This window comes from Exiguobacterium sp. s50 (genome assembly GCF_018618175.1).
GTDB classification, from domain to species: Bacteria; Bacillota; Bacilli; order Exiguobacteriales; family Exiguobacteriaceae; genus Exiguobacterium; species Exiguobacterium chiriqhucha.
The window spans coordinates 299,117-315,626 of record NZ_JACSLP010000003.1 but is presented as its reverse complement, the minus strand read 5'-3'; the positions used below and the strand labels follow the sequence as shown (position 1 = coordinate 315,626).

At 51.1% G+C, this 16,510-nt stretch carries 16 protein-coding genes; 15 read left to right on the top strand and 1 reads right to left on the bottom strand.

The annotated features are described in order from the left end of the window. Positions 1–317 precede the first annotated feature (317 nt). The 11 genes from KNP68_RS06100 to KNP68_RS06050 all read left to right on the top strand — a co-directional run bounded on the left by KNP68_RS06100 (position 318) and on the right by KNP68_RS06050 (position 13,266). On the top strand, positions 318–1,583 hold the full coding sequence (locus tag KNP68_RS06100; protein ID WP_214799045.1) for an extracellular solute-binding protein: 1,266 nt from the start codon (positions 318–320) through the stop codon (positions 1,581–1,583). 105 nt (positions 1,584–1,688) lie between these two features. Next, positions 1,689–3,044, top strand: coding sequence for a carbohydrate ABC transporter permease (locus KNP68_RS06095; protein WP_214799044.1), 1,356 nt, complete (start codon positions 1,689–1,691; stop codon positions 3,042–3,044). A 1-nt stretch (position 3,045) separates the two neighbouring features. Then, positions 3,046–3,879, top strand: a complete 834-nt coding sequence (locus KNP68_RS06090; RefSeq protein ID WP_214752414.1) for a sugar ABC transporter permease — start codon at positions 3,046–3,048, stop codon at positions 3,877–3,879. Positions 3,880–3,902: 23 nt separating this feature from the next. Further along, complete coding sequence (locus tag KNP68_RS06085) at positions 3,903–5,414, top strand: alpha-amylase family glycosyl hydrolase (protein ID WP_214799042.1); 1,512 nt, start codon at positions 3,903–3,905, stop codon at positions 5,412–5,414. 51 nt (positions 5,415–5,465) lie between these two features. Further along, entirely contained in the window at positions 5,466–6,509 is a 1,044-nt protein-coding gene (locus KNP68_RS06080; RefSeq protein ID WP_214720251.1) for a LacI family DNA-binding transcriptional regulator, read from the top strand. A 236-nt stretch (positions 6,510–6,745) separates the two neighbouring features. Next, positions 6,746–7,717: a YsnF/AvaK domain-containing protein gene (locus KNP68_RS06075; protein ID WP_021066663.1), complete on the top strand. Its 972-nt coding sequence runs from the start codon at positions 6,746–6,748 to the stop codon at positions 7,715–7,717. 87 nt (positions 7,718–7,804) lie between these two features. Continuing rightward, positions 7,805–8,614 carry a YsnF/AvaK domain-containing protein gene (locus KNP68_RS06070; protein WP_214799040.1) on the top strand — a complete coding sequence of 270 codons (810 nt, stop codon included), beginning with the start codon at positions 7,805–7,807 and terminating at the stop codon, positions 8,612–8,614. Beyond that, positions 8,611–9,018 (top strand): general stress protein, encoded by a 408-nt coding sequence (locus tag KNP68_RS06065; RefSeq protein WP_021066661.1) that lies wholly within the window; start codon positions 8,611–8,613, stop codon positions 9,016–9,018. The genes KNP68_RS06070 and KNP68_RS06065 overlap by 4 nt, the downstream gene beginning before the upstream one ends. Positions 9,019–9,228: 210 nt before the next feature. Continuing rightward, on the top strand, positions 9,229–11,526 hold the full coding sequence (locus tag KNP68_RS06060) for a glycoside hydrolase family 65 protein (protein ID WP_214799038.1): 2,298 nt from the start codon (positions 9,229–9,231) through the stop codon (positions 11,524–11,526). Positions 11,527–11,671: 145 nt separating this feature from the next. Then, positions 11,672–12,520, top strand: a complete 849-nt coding sequence (locus KNP68_RS06055) for a YitT family protein (protein ID WP_021066659.1) — start codon at positions 11,672–11,674, stop codon at positions 12,518–12,520. 74 nt (positions 12,521–12,594) lie between these two features. Next, complete coding sequence (locus KNP68_RS06050; protein WP_214799036.1) at positions 12,595–13,266, top strand: 5'-methylthioadenosine/S-adenosylhomocysteine nucleosidase family protein; 672 nt, start codon at positions 12,595–12,597, stop codon at positions 13,264–13,266. Between the two features lie 44 nt (positions 13,267–13,310). Here KNP68_RS06050 and KNP68_RS06045 read toward each other — a convergent pair whose 3' ends face one another. After that, positions 13,311–14,123, bottom strand: coding sequence for a Cof-type HAD-IIB family hydrolase (locus KNP68_RS06045; RefSeq protein WP_214799034.1), 813 nt, complete (start codon positions 14,121–14,123; stop codon positions 13,311–13,313). 164 nt (positions 14,124–14,287) lie between these two features. Between KNP68_RS06045 and KNP68_RS06040 the strand changes: the two genes are divergently transcribed. From KNP68_RS06040 to KNP68_RS06025, 4 genes are all read left to right on the top strand, one after another. Then, positions 14,288–14,482: a YjzD family protein gene (locus KNP68_RS06040; RefSeq protein WP_214752432.1), complete on the top strand. Its 195-nt coding sequence runs from the start codon at positions 14,288–14,290 to the stop codon at positions 14,480–14,482. Between the two features lie 66 nt (positions 14,483–14,548). Further along, positions 14,549–14,968, top strand: a complete 420-nt coding sequence (locus KNP68_RS06035; protein ID WP_214752434.1) for a thioredoxin family protein — start codon at positions 14,549–14,551, stop codon at positions 14,966–14,968. Further along, complete coding sequence (locus tag KNP68_RS06030; RefSeq protein WP_214799032.1) at positions 14,965–15,747, top strand: phosphatidylserine decarboxylase; 783 nt, start codon at positions 14,965–14,967, stop codon at positions 15,745–15,747. The genes KNP68_RS06035 and KNP68_RS06030 overlap by 4 nt, the downstream gene beginning before the upstream one ends. A gap of 128 nt (positions 15,748–15,875) precedes the next feature. Then, positions 15,876–16,502 carry a YqeG family HAD IIIA-type phosphatase gene (locus KNP68_RS06025; protein ID WP_021066653.1) on the top strand — a complete coding sequence of 209 codons (627 nt, stop codon included), beginning with the start codon at positions 15,876–15,878 and terminating at the stop codon, positions 16,500–16,502. Positions 16,503–16,510 lie beyond the last annotated feature (8 nt).

Below are 16,510 nucleotides of genomic sequence, written 5' to 3'. Positions count from 1 at the left end.
GAAAAGAAACATCAGTTGTGAAAACGTTTGCTCAAGCAAAGGTTAATAAAGCGTTTACATTTTGTCAATCGTTCGATTCCTTATTTCATAAGAAAAACACCTACAAAAAGTTCAAAAAGAGATAAATGGGACAACAGCAGGAAAAATTCCTAAAAAAAAGTCTTGTAAAACGCTTACACAACTGTATAATAAAAATTGAGGTGAGGATGCAAACGTTTTCACTAACCTACTGATTCTGTAGCGGAGTTGTTTAAAATCAGTAGGCCAGTGCGATTGCGCAAATCTGACCATACTATTCCTTGGGGAGGTTTTTCATCATGAAGATGAAAAAAATGGTAGCAGGACTTTCAACGGCAGTATTCGCTTTCGGTGCACTTGCTGCATGTGGTGGCGGTACGGACAACGGTTCTACTAACGAAGGCGGTTCTTCTAGCGAGAACAAGCCAGAAAAAATCGTAATTTGGGAAGATATTGAAAAGTCGGAAACGACGAAAGAAGTTGCGAAGGCGTTTGAAGAAGAACACGGCGTCGCAGTTGAAGTCGTTGAAGTCCAAATGACGGATCAAAAAGACAAGTTGGCGCTTGATGGCCCAGCTGGTAAAGGTCCTGATATCGTTCTCGTACCACACGACCAAATCGGTACGATCGCTGACCAAGGTCACTTGGCTCCACTTACGGATGAAGGCGCACTTGAAGCGTTCACAGACGCTTCGAAATCGGCTGTCATGTTCGACGGACAAGCTTACGGCTATCCGAAATCAGTTGAAACACCAATCCTCATGTACAACAAGGATTTGGTATCAGAAGCTCCTACTTCAATGGACGACTTGTACAAGTTGTCTACAGATCTTAAAGACAAAGGTGAGTACGGCTTCCTCGGTCTTTGGGATAACTTCTACTTCGCTCACGGTGTAGTGGCTGGCTTCGGCGGTTACGTCTTCAAAGAAGACGGCGGCGCGCTCGACCCAACCGACATCGGTTTGAACAACGAAGGCGCAGTTGAAGGCTTCGACTACATCGGCAAATGGTACCAAGAAGGCCTCTTCCCTAAAGGGTTGATCGGCGAGTCTGGTGGCCAAGCGATGGACCAACTCTTCACTGAGAAGAAAGCACACACAGTCATGAACGGACCATGGGCCGTAGCTGGTTACCAAGATGCTGGCGTCAACCTTGGAGCGTCTGCATTGCCGACACTTCCAAACGGTGAGCCAATCAAGACGTTCATGGGCGTGAAGACATACGCACTTTCTGCTTACACAGAAAACCAAGAGTGGGCTGAAATGTTCCTCGCAGAACTCACGAACGAAGAGAACGCATTGAAAATGTTCGAAGCGTACAACGAGATTCCACCAGTAGCAGCACTCGAGTCGAATGAGACAATCACGTCGAACGAAGTTGCGAAAGCGGTATTCGATCAAGCGACGAACGCAATCCCAATGCCTAACATTCCTGAAATGGGACAAGTTTGGGAGCCAATGGCACAAGCACTTCAGCTCGTAGCAACTGGCAAGCAAGATGCACAAAAATCAGCTGACGATGCTGTTAAAGTCATCGAGCAACAAATCCAAGCGAACAACCAATAAGGACAAGAAATGATGGGGTACGCCGACTGGCGTTCCCCCTCATTTTCTAGAATTGAGCAAACGCTTGCTCGATTGATTTGCTCAAATTGAAAGGAGAAATTGAGGATGGCTTCAATTGCGAACCCGAAAACGCCGGATCAACGTCCGGACAAACAACCGACCAATCATGCTCGGAACGCCGCATTACTCTCGATCATTCCGGGAGCCGGTCAATTCTATAACAATCAAAAAGCGAAAGCTGTCGCTTTCTTTATCGTCATCATGTCTTATTTTGCAGTAAACTACGATCTCTTTTTCAAAGGAGCCGGCGCTGGACCTGGCGACCGTGGCGGACTTTGGGGATTGATCACGCTTGGCGAAGTGGCAGGACCTCGTAACGACCATTCCATCTTCTTGATGGTAGAAGGTATTGTCGCCTTAATCTTACTTTTCTTCGGAATCGCATTTTACGTCTGGAACATTCGTGACGCTTACCGAGTCGGTCGCATTCGTGATCAGCACCTAAACGTTGCAACGTTTCAAGTGCAACTTCGCAACTTGCGCGACCACGGGTTCCCATACTTGATGTTAATCCCGTCGCTCATCTTGCTCGTCTTCACGGTTATTCTTCCATTGATTTTCACATTCTTGATTGCTTTCACGAACTATCGCTACAACAACGCACCACCTGCGAAGCTCGTCGAATGGGTCGGGATTGAGAACTTCACACGTATCTTTGAAATTGATATTTTCCGTGACACGTTCGTCGGCGTTCTCGGTTGGACGCTCGTCTGGACAGTCGCTTCGACGGTCGGTGTCATCGCCATCGGGATTTTCCTCGCGGTGCTCTTGAACCAAGAAGGTCTTCGCTTCCGTCGTTTGTTCCGCTCGATCTTAATTTTGTCATGGGCCGTACCTGCGTTCATCACAATCTTAATCTTCCGTTCGATGTTCAACGAATCGTTCGGGGTGTTCAACACGACGATTCTTCCGGCGTTCGGACTTGATCCGATCAACTGGATGACCGATCCGACGGCGACACGCAGTGCGCTCATCTTGATTCAATGGTGGCTCGGCTTCCCGTTCATCATGACGCTCATGACTGGGGTGTTGCAATCGATTCCAGGTGACTTGTATGAAGCGGCGACAATTGACGGTGCGACCATCTTTGATAAGTTCCGTCTCATCACATTGCCGATGCTCTTGTTCGCAACAGCGCCGATTCTCATCACGCAGTTCACGTTCAACTTCAACAACTTCAACATCATCTATCTCTTCAACGGTGGTGGACCGGCTGTACCGGGCCAAACGGCCGGCGGTACCGACATCTTGATTTCTTGGATTTACAAATTGTCTCTCGGGGCCAACCCGCAATACGGACTTGCGGCTGCGATCACGCTCATCTTGTCATTCTTCATCATGACACTTGCCGTCATACAGTTCCGTCGGACAAAATCTTTCAAAGACGAGGATATGATCTGATATGAAAAAACAAAAACGAATCAATTTGGCGTTCTCTTATGTCATCTTGACGCTTGCGTCGATCATCATTCTCTATCCAATGCTTTGGGTGGTCGGGACGTCATTCAACCCGGGTCGTACAATCACATCGACCATCATTCCGTCGAACCCAACATTTATTCACTATAAAAACTTGTTCGATCTATCGATTTCGGATTATAGTTTATGGTATGTGAACACATTAAAAATTGCAGTCATCACAATGTTGCTCTCAGTTATTTTGGTAACGATTACAGGTTATGTCTTCTCGCGCTACCGTTTCGTCGGACGGAAGAACTCGCTCGTTATGTTCCTCGTCTTGCAGATGGTCCCGCAATTCGTTGCCATCATCGCCATCTACGTGCTCTTGAACATGCTCAACCTTCTTGATACGCACACAGCCCTTATTTTGCTGTATGCCGGAGGCGCGATCCCGATGAACACGTACTTGGCAAAAGGTTATTTCGATACGATTCCGAAAGAGCTCGATGAAGCCGCTCGGATGGATGGTGCCGGTCACCTTCGTATCTTCTGGCAAATCATTTTGCCGCTCGCGAAGCCAATTGTCGCAACGATCGCCTTGTTCAATTTCATGGGCCCGTTCAACGACTTCATCTTGGCATCGCTCGTCCTTCGTTCACCAGAGAAACAGACGCTCGCAGTTGGTCTTTACAACATGATCTCTCGACAGTTCGACAACAACTTCACGTTGTTCGCGGCAGGCGCCGTCCTTTCGGCCCTCCCAATCGTCCTCTTGTTCTTCATGTTCCAACGCTACTTCGTCTCGGGTCTCACTGCCGGTGGTACGAAAGGATAATACTCACTTAAGGGGGAAGCGATATGAGGCGAGGCGTCGTGCTCGTTCTTCTGTCGCTTCTTTTGTTTCCAACAATCGTCGGAGCGAAAGAAGCAGCATCATGGGAACAGGAACGCATGTACTTTATCATGGTCGACCGGTTTGTTGACGGGAATCCGGACAACAACGCGCAGGTCGACAAAGATGACCCGAAAGCCTTTCACGGGGGCGATATCCGCGGCGTGATTGAAAAGCTCGATTATATCGAGTCGCTCGGATTCACGTCGGTCTGGTTGACACCGGTGTTTGAAAACATGCCGGACGGCTATCACGGATATTGGATTAAAGATTTTTATAACATTGATCCCCAATTTGGGACGAAAGAAGATTTGCAAGAACTCGTCGACGAGGCCCATAAACGGGACATGAAAGTCATCCTCGACTTCGTCGTCAACCACGTCGGTCCGAAACATCCGTGGGTCGAAGAACGACCGGACTGGTTCCATGACGAGTTGCCGATCGTGCTTTGGAACGATCAAGAACAAGTCGAGACGCACTGGCTATTCGATTTGCCGGACTTCAAAACGGAAGACCCGGAAGTGAAAGACTACTTACTCGAGGCGGCGACGTATTGGATTGAAGAGACCGGCATTGACGGCTATCGTCTCGATACGGTACGTCACGTCGACAAACCGTTTTGGGAAGACTTCGTCAAAGCGGTGCGGGCCGTCGACCCCGACTTTTATCTGTTGGCCGAAGTGTTCGATCCGGATCCACAGTACGTCGCGGAATATGATGACCTAGGGTTCAACAGCATCACGAACTTCACGTTTTACGACCGCGTCTCGAAGACGATGACGCAAAAGTCGGCGAGTGTAGACGAAATCGACGTGGCCGCCAGCTACGCCGAGACGTTCTTCAACGACCCGAACCAAATGGCGACGTTCCTCGATAACCACGACGTAGAACGGTTCATGCACGTCGCGGAACTCGGCGGGGCCGAGTCGGCCGAGCGTCGCCTACGCCTCGGATTGTTCGCCCTTTATGCGTCTCCAGGCATGCCGATTGTCTTCCAAGGGACGGAGAACGCACAAAAGGGCGGAGCCGATCCGGCGAACCGGGTCATGACCGATTTCCCTGGAAATGAAGAGCTCCATGAATACGTCACGATGATGAACCGGATGCGAGAGGAATATCCCGTCTTCGCGACCGGCGAACAACGCATGATCGCCTCGAAAGACGGCATGGCCGTGTTCGAGCGTCGTGACGGCGACGATGTCGCTTTGTACGCTATCAATATGAACGCCGAGGACCGAGAGATTGAATTCGAGGTAAGCGAAGTCGGAGAAGATACACGCCTTCGTGGTCTCTTGTTCTCACAACTTGTCACCGACAAACGTGGCACGTTCACCATCAAGCTCGCAGGAGAAAGCGCGAACGCCTACATCGTCGAGGAATCGGAAGTGAACATGTGGACGATCGGTCTACTTGTCATCGCCATCCCGATTTTCTTGACTGGATTGGTCATGTGGAAGCGTCGCAAGAGCGCGAGCTGACGATACCCTGTGATAGGGAATTATGAATTAACGGAAGCAAGGGGGAGCATCATGCAAATCACGATTAAAGAGGTCGCCAAACACGCCAATGTCGCACCGTCGACCGTGTCTCGCGTCATCGCCAACAGTCCGCGTATCAGTCAGAAAACGAAAGAGCGTGTACGCAGTTCGATGGAAGAACTCGGGTACCATCCGAACATTCACGCGCGAAGTCTCGCCAACCGCTCGACACAGTCGATTGGTCTCGTCATGCCGAGCGCAGCGACGAAAACGCTTCAAAATCCATTCTTCCCTGAAGTATTGCGTGGAATCAGTACGAAAGCCCACCAAAACGGTTACTCGCTTTACATGACGACGGGCGTGACCGAAGAAGAGGTCTTGTCGGGGGTCATCGAGATGGTCCAAGGCCGTCGCGTTGACGGCGTCATCGTCTTGTACTCACGTGAAGACGACAAAGTCGTTCAATACTTACGTCAGACAAAATTCCCGTTCGTCGTCGTCGGGAAGCCGTTTGGAGATGCCTCCTCGATTACGTACGTCGACACGGACAACTATTTGGCCGGGCGTGAAGTAACGAAACACTTATACAACCTCGGCCATCGTTGCATCGCCTTTATCGGGGGATCCGATAAACTCGCCGTCACACAAGATCGTCGCAACGGGTACGCGACAGCGTTGATGGAGGCGGGCATCCCGGTTCGGGAAGACTATATCGCTCGTGCCGAGTTCATGACGAAGGGCGGGGCCAAAGCCGTGCGGGAGTTGCTCCAATTAGAGGAACCACCGACAGCCGTCGTCGTCAGTGACGATATGATGGCGCTCGGCGTCATCAGCACGCTCAGTGAGATGGGGCTTAAGATACCTGAGGACGTCGCCGTCGTCAGTTTCAACAACGTCTACATCGCCGAACATTCGAATCCGCCGCTCACTTCGGTCGAAATCAACATCTTCGGCCTCGGTTTCGAGGCAACGAACTGTCTGATTGAACAGATTGGAGACAGCGCGCCACCTTACGGGAAACGCGTCATCGTTCCGCATTATTTGGTCGTTCGTCAGTCATGTGGTCAGAAAAAGAAAACTGAAATCGTTGAATGAGGTCAAACCTTCCGTTTCATGCGGGAGGTTTTTTTATGTTCAATCCGGATGCATATAATAGAAGCGGAATCAATCGGTCAAAAGTCATATCGTTACAAATAGATTACAATCGTGAAAGAAATGCATGAAACGGAATTGCAAGGGAACATCTACATTACCGGCCGAATGGCAGATCATTACGAATCCGCCCAGCCAATAACCAAAAAAAATAAAGAATTTGAAAGGGAGATACAATCATGGATAACAAACGTTATGTAGGCACTTACTATCAGGAGTCAGAGCTTGTGTCAAAAATTGATGAGCTTCGCGCCCAAGGGCATCGCGAAGACGATCTGTACGTCGTTGTGAAAGATAAGTCGAACCTTTCGATGGTTCGCGGCGAAACGGATGCAGAAGTAAAAGAAACGAAAGCGTCATGGCTCGATCGTTTCTTCGGAGTAGCAGACGGCGGAGACGAAGTACGTCACACGTTCGATAAACTCGGCTTCTCAGAAGAAGAGACGGCGCGTCATCACCAAGATATCGAAAACGGCGGCATGGTCCTCTTGCTCGACAAGAATGACGGCGTGTTTGACGACGGACGTAACGATACGTTCGAAGGCGGCCGCACATCAGCTGGTTACGGATCAGAAGGTAACGAAGCGGGCAATATGACCGCGCGTGACTTCGGAACAGGGACTGGCGTAACCGGTGCCGGCATCGGTGCAACAGGTGCAGGCGTCAACTCGAACCGCTTCAACGATATGGATGAGGACATTCGTAACCGTACGGACTTGACGGACGAACAGAAACTCGAGTTGCACGAAGAGCGTCTCCTTGTGAACAAGGAACGTGTGCAGACTGGTGAAGTTCGCGTCGAGAAAGATGTCGTCGAACGCGAAGAACGCGTCGATGTCGAAGTCGAGCACGATGAAGTGTATGTCGAACGTCGCCGTGTCGATGGGGACCGTGAAGCGACAGGACATTCGTTCGATGCGACGACTGACCGCGATGAGATTCGCGTACCGGTCACGGAAGAACGTGTCGATGTGACGAAGAAAGATGTCGTTGCCGAAGAAATCATCGTCGGCAAAGAGAAAGTCAAAGATACGGAAACGGTACGTGAGACGTTGCGTAAAGAAGAAGCGCATATCGAAGGGGAAGACGACCTTCGCCATCGCGATCATGATCTCGATCGCAAACGTCGCGACGAGCGTGACCGCCTGTAATCGATTGACCAAGTACCTCGACAAGGATGGCTCTCTCTGAGGGACCATCCTTTTTTTCGCCAAGTAATCATAGGAGGAATCAATGCCATGAAACATGCGATTATCTCTGAAGTATTTGACCAGCCGGAGGCGCTGCTCAATCGAACGGTCGATTTGAAACGAGAAGGATACGCCGAAGAGGACATGTACGTCCTCGTCAAACGAGCCGACGTCGCGGACGCGGTCCGACGCCAGTCGAAGTTATATGTGCTCGTCACCGACGAACCGGGTACGGTCGCCTCACTCGTCACATCGAGCGAGCGACCGATTGAACGCTGGCTTGGTAGCATGCGGCTCACGAAGGAGCAACAGGATCGCTTCGCTCAGGAAGTCGAGCAGGGACGCCTCTTCTTATACGTCGATGCCGACCGTGGCGATCAATCGCTTGAGGCCGGCCGCCCGAAAATGAAATCAGAACCGGAGACGGAAGAACAGACGCTTGCCTTGCACGAGGAGCGCTTGACCGTCGAGAAACAAGCCGTTCAAACGGGCGAGGTCGTCATCAATCGACACGTCGCGGAGACAGTTCAAGAGATTGAAGTCCCGGTCCGCAGGGAACAGGTTCATGTGGAGCGGACACCAGGGTCAGAAGACGTGCTCGAGGACTATGACTTTAATCAGCCCGGCATTCGCACGATTGACGAAGGGGACCATCTCCGGATTCAAGTCATCGAGGAACGGGCGTTCATCGTCAAACGTCCTGTCGTCGTCGAAGAGATTATCGTCCGGAAACAAGTGACCGAAGACGTGAAGACTATGACGGAGACGCTCCGTAAAGAAGAAATTGAAGTGACCGAGGTCGGTCAGACCGACGTCACGATTCATGACCAGACAACCCGAAAGGATGAGACACGATGAGCAAACGTCGATTTGTAGACACATACCAAGACGAGGCGGCCCTCGTCGCCAAAATCGATCAATTGACCGAGGAAGGTTATGAGGAGAGCGACTTATATGTCGTCGCGAGAGACAAAGATGACGTCTCGCTCGTCAAACGGAACACCGACGCAAAAGTGGAAGCAGCGAGCGCGAACTGGATGCAAAAGTTCGCGGGTGTGGCCGAAGGCGAGCAGGAAGTAAAGCGGGCGTTGCTCGACCTCGGTCTCGCTGACGACGACGTCAACCGCGCGTATGGCGATATTTTGAACGGAGGCTATGCCTTGATTCTTGATGAACCGGACACGGGGTTCAATGACGGGAACAACCCGGCGTTCGAAGGGCACGAAGCGAACGCGGCGTTCGGGCGCGACCAAGATAAGTGACTAGAGCACCTACTGCCTTCTTGAAAAGGTGGTAGGTTTTTTGTTTGCTCCAAAAAGTAAGAAAAAAGTTTATGCAAACGATTGCATTCTCGTGCGAGTCGTGTAAAATGAGAGGTGAGATTGAAATACAGCGCTTTCATAGACAAACGGTTGCATGATTCGATTGTCTAATGACGAGTAGCCTTGTAGAGAAAAAGGAGTGGCAGACAGATGAAACGATTGTTTGCAGTCGACGAATGGAAAGTAACGGAAAAAGGCCTACATCCGGAAGAAAATCGCCTGGCGGAATCAATTACCTCGCTCGGGAATGGGCATATGGGGATGCGTGGCAACTTTGAAGAAGAGTATTCAAACGATACACATCAAGGCTTTTACGTGGCCGGTGTTTATTACCCAGATAAGACACGTGTCGGTTGGTGGAAGAACGGTTATCCGGAATACTTCGCAAAAGTATTGAACGCGACGAACGTCGTTGGGCTTCGTGTCGCCATCAACGGGACGCCGGTCGATTTGGCGAAGTGGGAAGTGAAAGACTTTATGCGTGAACTTGATATGCAGCGCGGTGTCTTGACGCGGACGTTCACACTCGTGAACGGGACGGAAGAGACGAACGTCGAAGTCGTCCGGTTCTTCTCAATCGTCGACAAAGAGATTTTGGCGATCCGTTACAACGTCACTCCGGTCAACTACGAAGCGAAAGTCGAATTCACACCTTTCTTGGACGGCGATGTCGTCAACGAAGACTCAAACTACGATGAGAAGTTCTGGTTGCCGGTCGAACACGGGGTCGAAGAGCGTTTTGGGTTCGTGACAACGAAAACGAAGAAGCTCGACTGGCACGTCACGGCATCGATGATTGCTGACGTTGAGGGGGCACGTTGCGAAGTGCTCGAAGCGACGGACCTTTACGTCGCCAACAAGTTCACGGTCACGGCACCAGCTGGTGAGACGGCGACGGCGTACAAGTACGTCTCGGTCGTCACGAACCGTGATTATGAAGTCGAGGCGTTACAATCGGAAGGGATGCAACGTGTCGAGATGGCGTTCGAAAAAGGCTTCGAAACGCTTCTCGCCGAGCAGACGGAAGCATGGCTCGCTCGTTGGGAAGATGCGGACGTCCGCATCGACGGCGACGCTGAAGCGCAGCAAGGTATCCGCTTCAACATTTTCAACATGTATCAGACGTATACGGGCGAGGACTCGCGCCTCAACATCGGACCGAAAGGGTTCACTGGCGAGAAATACGGCGGCGCCACATACTGGGACACGGAAGCGTATTGCCTCCACTTCTACTTGGCGACGACGAAACCGGAAGTATCGTGGAACTTGCTCAAATATCGTCACAACCAATTGCCGCAAGCAAAAGAGAACTCGGTCAAGAACGTCGGCATGGAAGGCGCCCTCTATCCGATGGTGACGATGAACGGGGAAGAGTGCCACAACGAGTGGGAAATCACGCATGAAGAGATTCACCGGAACGGTGCGATCGCCCACGCCATCTTCAACTATACGAACTTCACGGGCGACAAGTCATACCTAGGTCAATACGGACTTGAAGTATTGGTCGAGATCTCGCGTTACTGGGCGAGCCGCGTCAACTTTGTCCCGCACAAAGACGTGTATATGATTCTAGGCGTCACAGGTCCGAACGAATACGACAACAACGTCAACAACAACTGGTATACGAACTTGATTGCCGCTTGGACGCTCGAGTACACGCAAGAAGTGTACAACTATTTGAAAGAAGCAGAGTCGGCGCGCCTTGAAGAACTTGTCGCGACGCTCGGTCTTTCAGACGAAGAACTCGCGAAGTGGAACGATATTCAAACGAAGATGTACTACCCGAAAGATGACCTCGTCCCAGACGTGTTCATGCAACAGGACGGCTTCATGGATAAAGAACAGATTTTGGTGAAAGACCTCGATCCGAAACATTTGCCGCTCAACCAAAACTGGTCGTGGGACCGTATCCTCCGCTCGAACTTCATCAAGCAGGCGGATGTGCTCCAAGGACTGTATACGTTCAGCGATCGCTTCACGGTCGAACAGAAGCGGGCCAACTTCGACTTCTATGAGCCGCGTACGGTCCATGAGTCGAGCTTGTCGCCTTGCGTCTACTCGATTATCGCAGCCGAAGTCGGCTATGAAGACAAGGCGGTCGAGTTGTACCAACGTTCGGCACGACTCGATCTCGATAACTATAACAACGACACGGAAGACGGGCTTCACATCACGTCGATGGTCGGCTCATGGATGTCGATCGTTCACGGTTTCGCAGGTATGCGCGCCCTTGAGTCGGAGCTCACATTCAGCCCGATGATTCCTAAAGGCTGGAACGGGTACTCGTTCAACATGCTCTGGCGCGGTCATCACTTGACGGTCACGTCGACGCGTGAACAAGTGACGATCAAACAGACAGGTGGAACGGACGTGTCCATCCGCGTATACGGAAACATCGTCACGGTCCCGGCAAACGATGCCGTGACAATCGAGACGGTGAAAGCGTGACCAAACGCATCAGCTCAACAAGTCGGCCTCGGCCGGCTTGTTTTTTTATGAAGAGCGTAGACACATCCCATTATTTTTATGGTAGGCAGCACTAGAAAACTATGTTATCTTGATTCTTAGCCATTTTTGAAAGGGGAGACAAAACTTGACGGAAGCCGTTAAAGAACACGCTCGCATCGGAATCGTTTCGATTATCGGGGGAGTGTTCGTTGCATTATCCATGACATTATTTTTAATCCCGGCGGGGGTATACTCGACCGGATTTACGGGGCTCGCCCAAATTTTTACGCAACTGTTTGCGGGGACACCGTTTGAGCTCGGGGAAGGGATTTGGTTCTTCGTCTTGAACGTACCGCTGTTGATCGTCAGTTATTTCATGCTCGGCAAGAACATGATGATTCATACATTGATCAGCGTCGCGGCAGTCACCGTGTTCATTCGCGTGCTTCCGCAGTCGTCAATCATTTCGGACGACCCGCTTTTGAACGCTGTGTTCGGTGGGGTTTTGCTCGCCATCGGTTCGGGGATTACGATTCGTTTCGGTGCCTCGACCGGCGGATTCGATATCGTCGCCCTGATCTTAGCGAAGTTCACGAACAACTCGGTCGGCGTCTATCTGTTCCTCATGAACATGATGATCGCGCTTTGGGCCGGTGCGTTGTTCGGTTGGCAGACCGCACTTTATACGATCGTCTTCTTATATGTGACGTCGAAAGTCATCGATGAGATTTATACGAATACGCAGCGCCAGACGCTCTTCATCGTCACGAGTCATCCGGACGAAGTGACGAAGGAGTTGCACCAACACGTCTTCCGCGGCATCACGCTCATGCCGGCGATCGGCACATACTCGAAAGTCGAGAAAGCGACGCTCATGATGGTCGCTCAACGACACGAAGTGCGTGAAATCACACGCATCTGTAAAGACGCCGATCCAAGCGTCTTCATCAATATGGTCCCGACTGAAGATGTCGAAGGTGCGTTCCGACGCTAAAATAAACCCCCGCTGAACGTTTAGCGGGGGTTATTGTATAGGTAGAGATCAAACAAATGTGAGGGGGACGTGTGATGATTGGAGTCAGTATTGCGACGAAATGGGAGTATGAAGCGACATTGGAGTATTATGACGTTAGCGTGGATGAACGGTTCAGTTACCCGTATGGCGAGTATTTCAAGAGGACGCTTGATGATGTCGAACTCGTTTTCTACAGCACCGGTGTGCGGAAAGCGAACGGGGTCGGTGCCAATCAATATATGATGTCTCGCTTCAATTTAATGAAAGTGATTGTGGCTGGCACGTGCGCCGGAATCGACGATACGTTCAACCAGTTGGATATCCTCATCCCTCATCGCGCTGTTCAATACGATTGCACGGTCAAAGAAGTAGAGCCGCTGATCAAGCAATCGTTCATCGTCGACATTGAACTAGCGAACTACGGGGACGATTTTTTGAGCGGTACCATCGCGACGGCCGATCGAGCGGTCGTGATGTGGAACGATTACCTGGAACTGAAGAAACATGACATCACCATCGCGGACACGGAAGCGGGTGCCATCGCGTATATCTGTAAGAAAAATGACGTCGAATGCATCATCATCAAAGGTATCTCCGACTTTCCGACAGACGAGAGACAAGGTGACGCCGTTGCCTCGAATGCGGAACAAATCAATGTGTATTTGGCCAATACCCCGAAAGTGATGACGAAGATTTTCGACGACTATTTGATACGTTTCCTGTAGGCAAATCGCAAAAACACCGACTGCATAAACAGTCGGTGTGTGGATTATGCTTTGATGCCGAGTTTTTCTTCGAGGTAGATGGCGATGCCGTCTTCCATGTTCGACGCGGTCACTTCATCTGCGACGGCTTTCAACTGGCTGATGGCGTTGCCCATCGCGACGCCGGTGCCGACGTAGTCGAGCATCTCGAGGTCGTTTTCCTCGTCGCCGAACGCGATGATGTTTTTACGGTTGATGCCGAGATGTTTCGACACTTCGCGCAAACCGAGCGCCTTCGACGTGTTCTGGCTCATGACTTCAATCATATGCTCCGGCATGCGCCATTGGCGGTTCAAGACGGCCTCGGCGTGGACTTTATTCAACCGAGCGCGGACGTTGTCGACGTGCTCTTTCGTTGCGTGGATGAGGAGCGAGGTCGGCTCTTCCTGCAAGTGCTTGAGTAAGTTGCCCGATGTGACGCTGAGTGCGCGTTCGGCGTATGGGCTGTAAAACTCTTGCGGGTCTTTATGGAAGTAGACGTGATCGGTCACTTCGACGACGATGTTGTGCGCTTTCGTGTCCGACACTTCTTCAATAATCTCATGCGCCGTCTTGAGCGGGATTGGACGGTGCGTTACTGCGTATGACGGATCTTTCGGATGATGGACGAGCGCCCCGTTGAAGTTGATGAGCGGTGTCGTCAAGCCGAGCTCTTCGTAATACATGATCGAGTGGCGATGTGGGCGACCGGTCGCGATCATGACTTCATGACCGGCCTCACGGGCCGCCTGGAGCGCACGCACGTTGCGTTCACTGATCGTCTTGTCGTCGCGCAACAACGTTCCATCCAAATCGACTGCGATTAAATAACGTGACATAGGGTTTCCTCTTTTCTACGAGTTGCTTATTTCTCAAACCGTACCATATTTCCCGTTTCGACGGAAAGAATATACAATCGAGGTCGCACATTTTACGGTAACAATGCTATACTAAGGACGTATGAATTTTTCATGAATCATCTGTGAGATGGAGGGGACTATCGATGCGTTACTTAGTCACATTGTTCTGGGCGATCTTGCTTTCGAATACAGCAATCTTTATCATTTCTGCTGTCGATGGCGTGCCGTTCAACGCGATGCTCGCGACATTCTTTGGCGTCGTCATCACGATCTTTATTGTACTCTTAGACACGCTTAACCAAGATATGGGGATTAGCGACGTCGCACAAGAGAAGTAAGACGTCTACAACCAAGCTGGCTCATATCCGAGTCAGTTCTTTTTATATTACGAGGAGGAATCGGTCATGAAAAATAGTGCCAAACGGGCGAACTTCATCACGTTCGCCATCATCGGAGTCATCATCGTTATCGGTCTCGGTTTGTTGTTCTTCTTGAACAATGCGAACGAGGAGACGGGAGTCAACGCCGTCACACCGGAGGAGCTCGAGACGAAAATCTCAGAAGAAGAGGAAGTCGTCGTCTACTTCTGGCAGACAGGTTGCGAATATTGTGAGCAAGTCAAACCGTACGTCGAGCCACTCATCGAAGAATATGACGCTGTGTCCATCAACTTGGCCGACCATAATGTCTGGACGACTTATGGCATCAACGGGACACCGACAATGATTCGTTTCCAAGACGGAAAAGAAGTCGGACGTGTCGAAGGAGCGGTCTCGGAGCAACAGTACGAGACGTTCTTTAAAAACGAGGAGGGCGCACAGTGATCAAAAGCCGCTTATATCAGACATTGTTTGAATTGAACGCGACCCCGGTCATTGCCAAGCGACTCCGTGCCTTCGCCGAATCATCAGCGAGCCGGGCGTTCATCCCGTCGTTTGCGAAAACGTATCAAATCAACGTTGATGAAGCGGCGGAACCGATCGAGGCTTATCCGAGCCTGCACGCCTTTTTCACGCGTCATTTGAAAGACGGGGCCCGGCCGATTGATGCCGACCCGAGCTCGGTCGTCTCGCCATGCGACGGGAAACTGTCCATCGTGGCCGATATTACGGTCGACAGCCGCTTCGAGGTCAAGGGTCAGTCGTACACGCTTGCCGAACTGCTCGGCTCGCAACAAGAAGCGAGACGTTACGCCGGCGGTACGGTCTGTGTCCTTTACTTGAGTCCGCGAGACTATCATCGGGTACATGTCCCGCTCGCCGGGCGTGTGCTCAGTCATTATGAACTCGGTGACCGTTCGGCGCCGGTCAACGACATCGGGTTGACGGAGACGGTCCGTCCGCTCTCACGCAACTACCGTCGCGTCACGCGCTTCGAGACGGCCGCTGGAGTATACGAGCACATCATGGTCGGTGCGTTGAACGTCAATACGATCGAATGGACGCTCGCAGGCGACCAGGCGGCCAAAGGCGAAGAGGTCGGTTACTTCTCATTCGGCTCGACCGTCATCCTTTGTTTTGAGAAAGGCCGTGTCTTCATTGATCCGGCCAAAATCGGCCCGGTTCGACTTGGAGAAGTCATCGGGACGATGCAAAACGGTTGATTTTTTAAAACTTTTTTAGGCCGACCGAACGATACACTAGTCGTTTGGTCGGTTTTCGTTTACCATAGAAGGGATATCACTACATGTATAGTAGTTGAATCGCTTTAGCTAATTGGAGGAATTTAATCGTGTTTAATCGACTTTATCCGAAACAGTTCGTCGCGTCAGTATTTGACATCGACCTTGAAGAATTGAAAGACCGTGGGGTTCGCGTCATTTTGACGGACCTTGATAATACACTCGTGGCCTGGGACGTCCCGCACGCACCAGAGCTTCTTTTGCTATGGCTTGAAAAAGTGAAATCACACGGACTCGATGTCATCGTCGTCTCGAATAACAACGAGAACCGCGTACGTACGTTCACGGAACCGCTCGGCCTTCACTATGTGGCCCGTGCGAAAAAGCCGTTGCCGTCTGGATTCAAACAGGCGCTTGCGAAATATGGCTATTCGACGAAAGAAGCCATCTTCTTAGGCGATCAATTGTTCACGGACGTACTCGGCGCCAACATGGCCGGGATTCACGTCATCCACGTGCAACCGGTCGTCAAGACGGACGGACTCGTCACGAAGTTCAATCGCATGCTTGAAAAAGTCGTGTTCGCTCATATGAAACGTCGCGGAAAGTACGTGTTGATCACGAAAAAAGTTGAGGAGCTCGCCGTCGATGCGAAGCGCGCCAAAGTGGCGGTCGCTGAGAAAATCGGTGAAGCGATGCACTCGCGTTCCGAAGATTCACATAAAAAAGATGAATAAGGACCTCG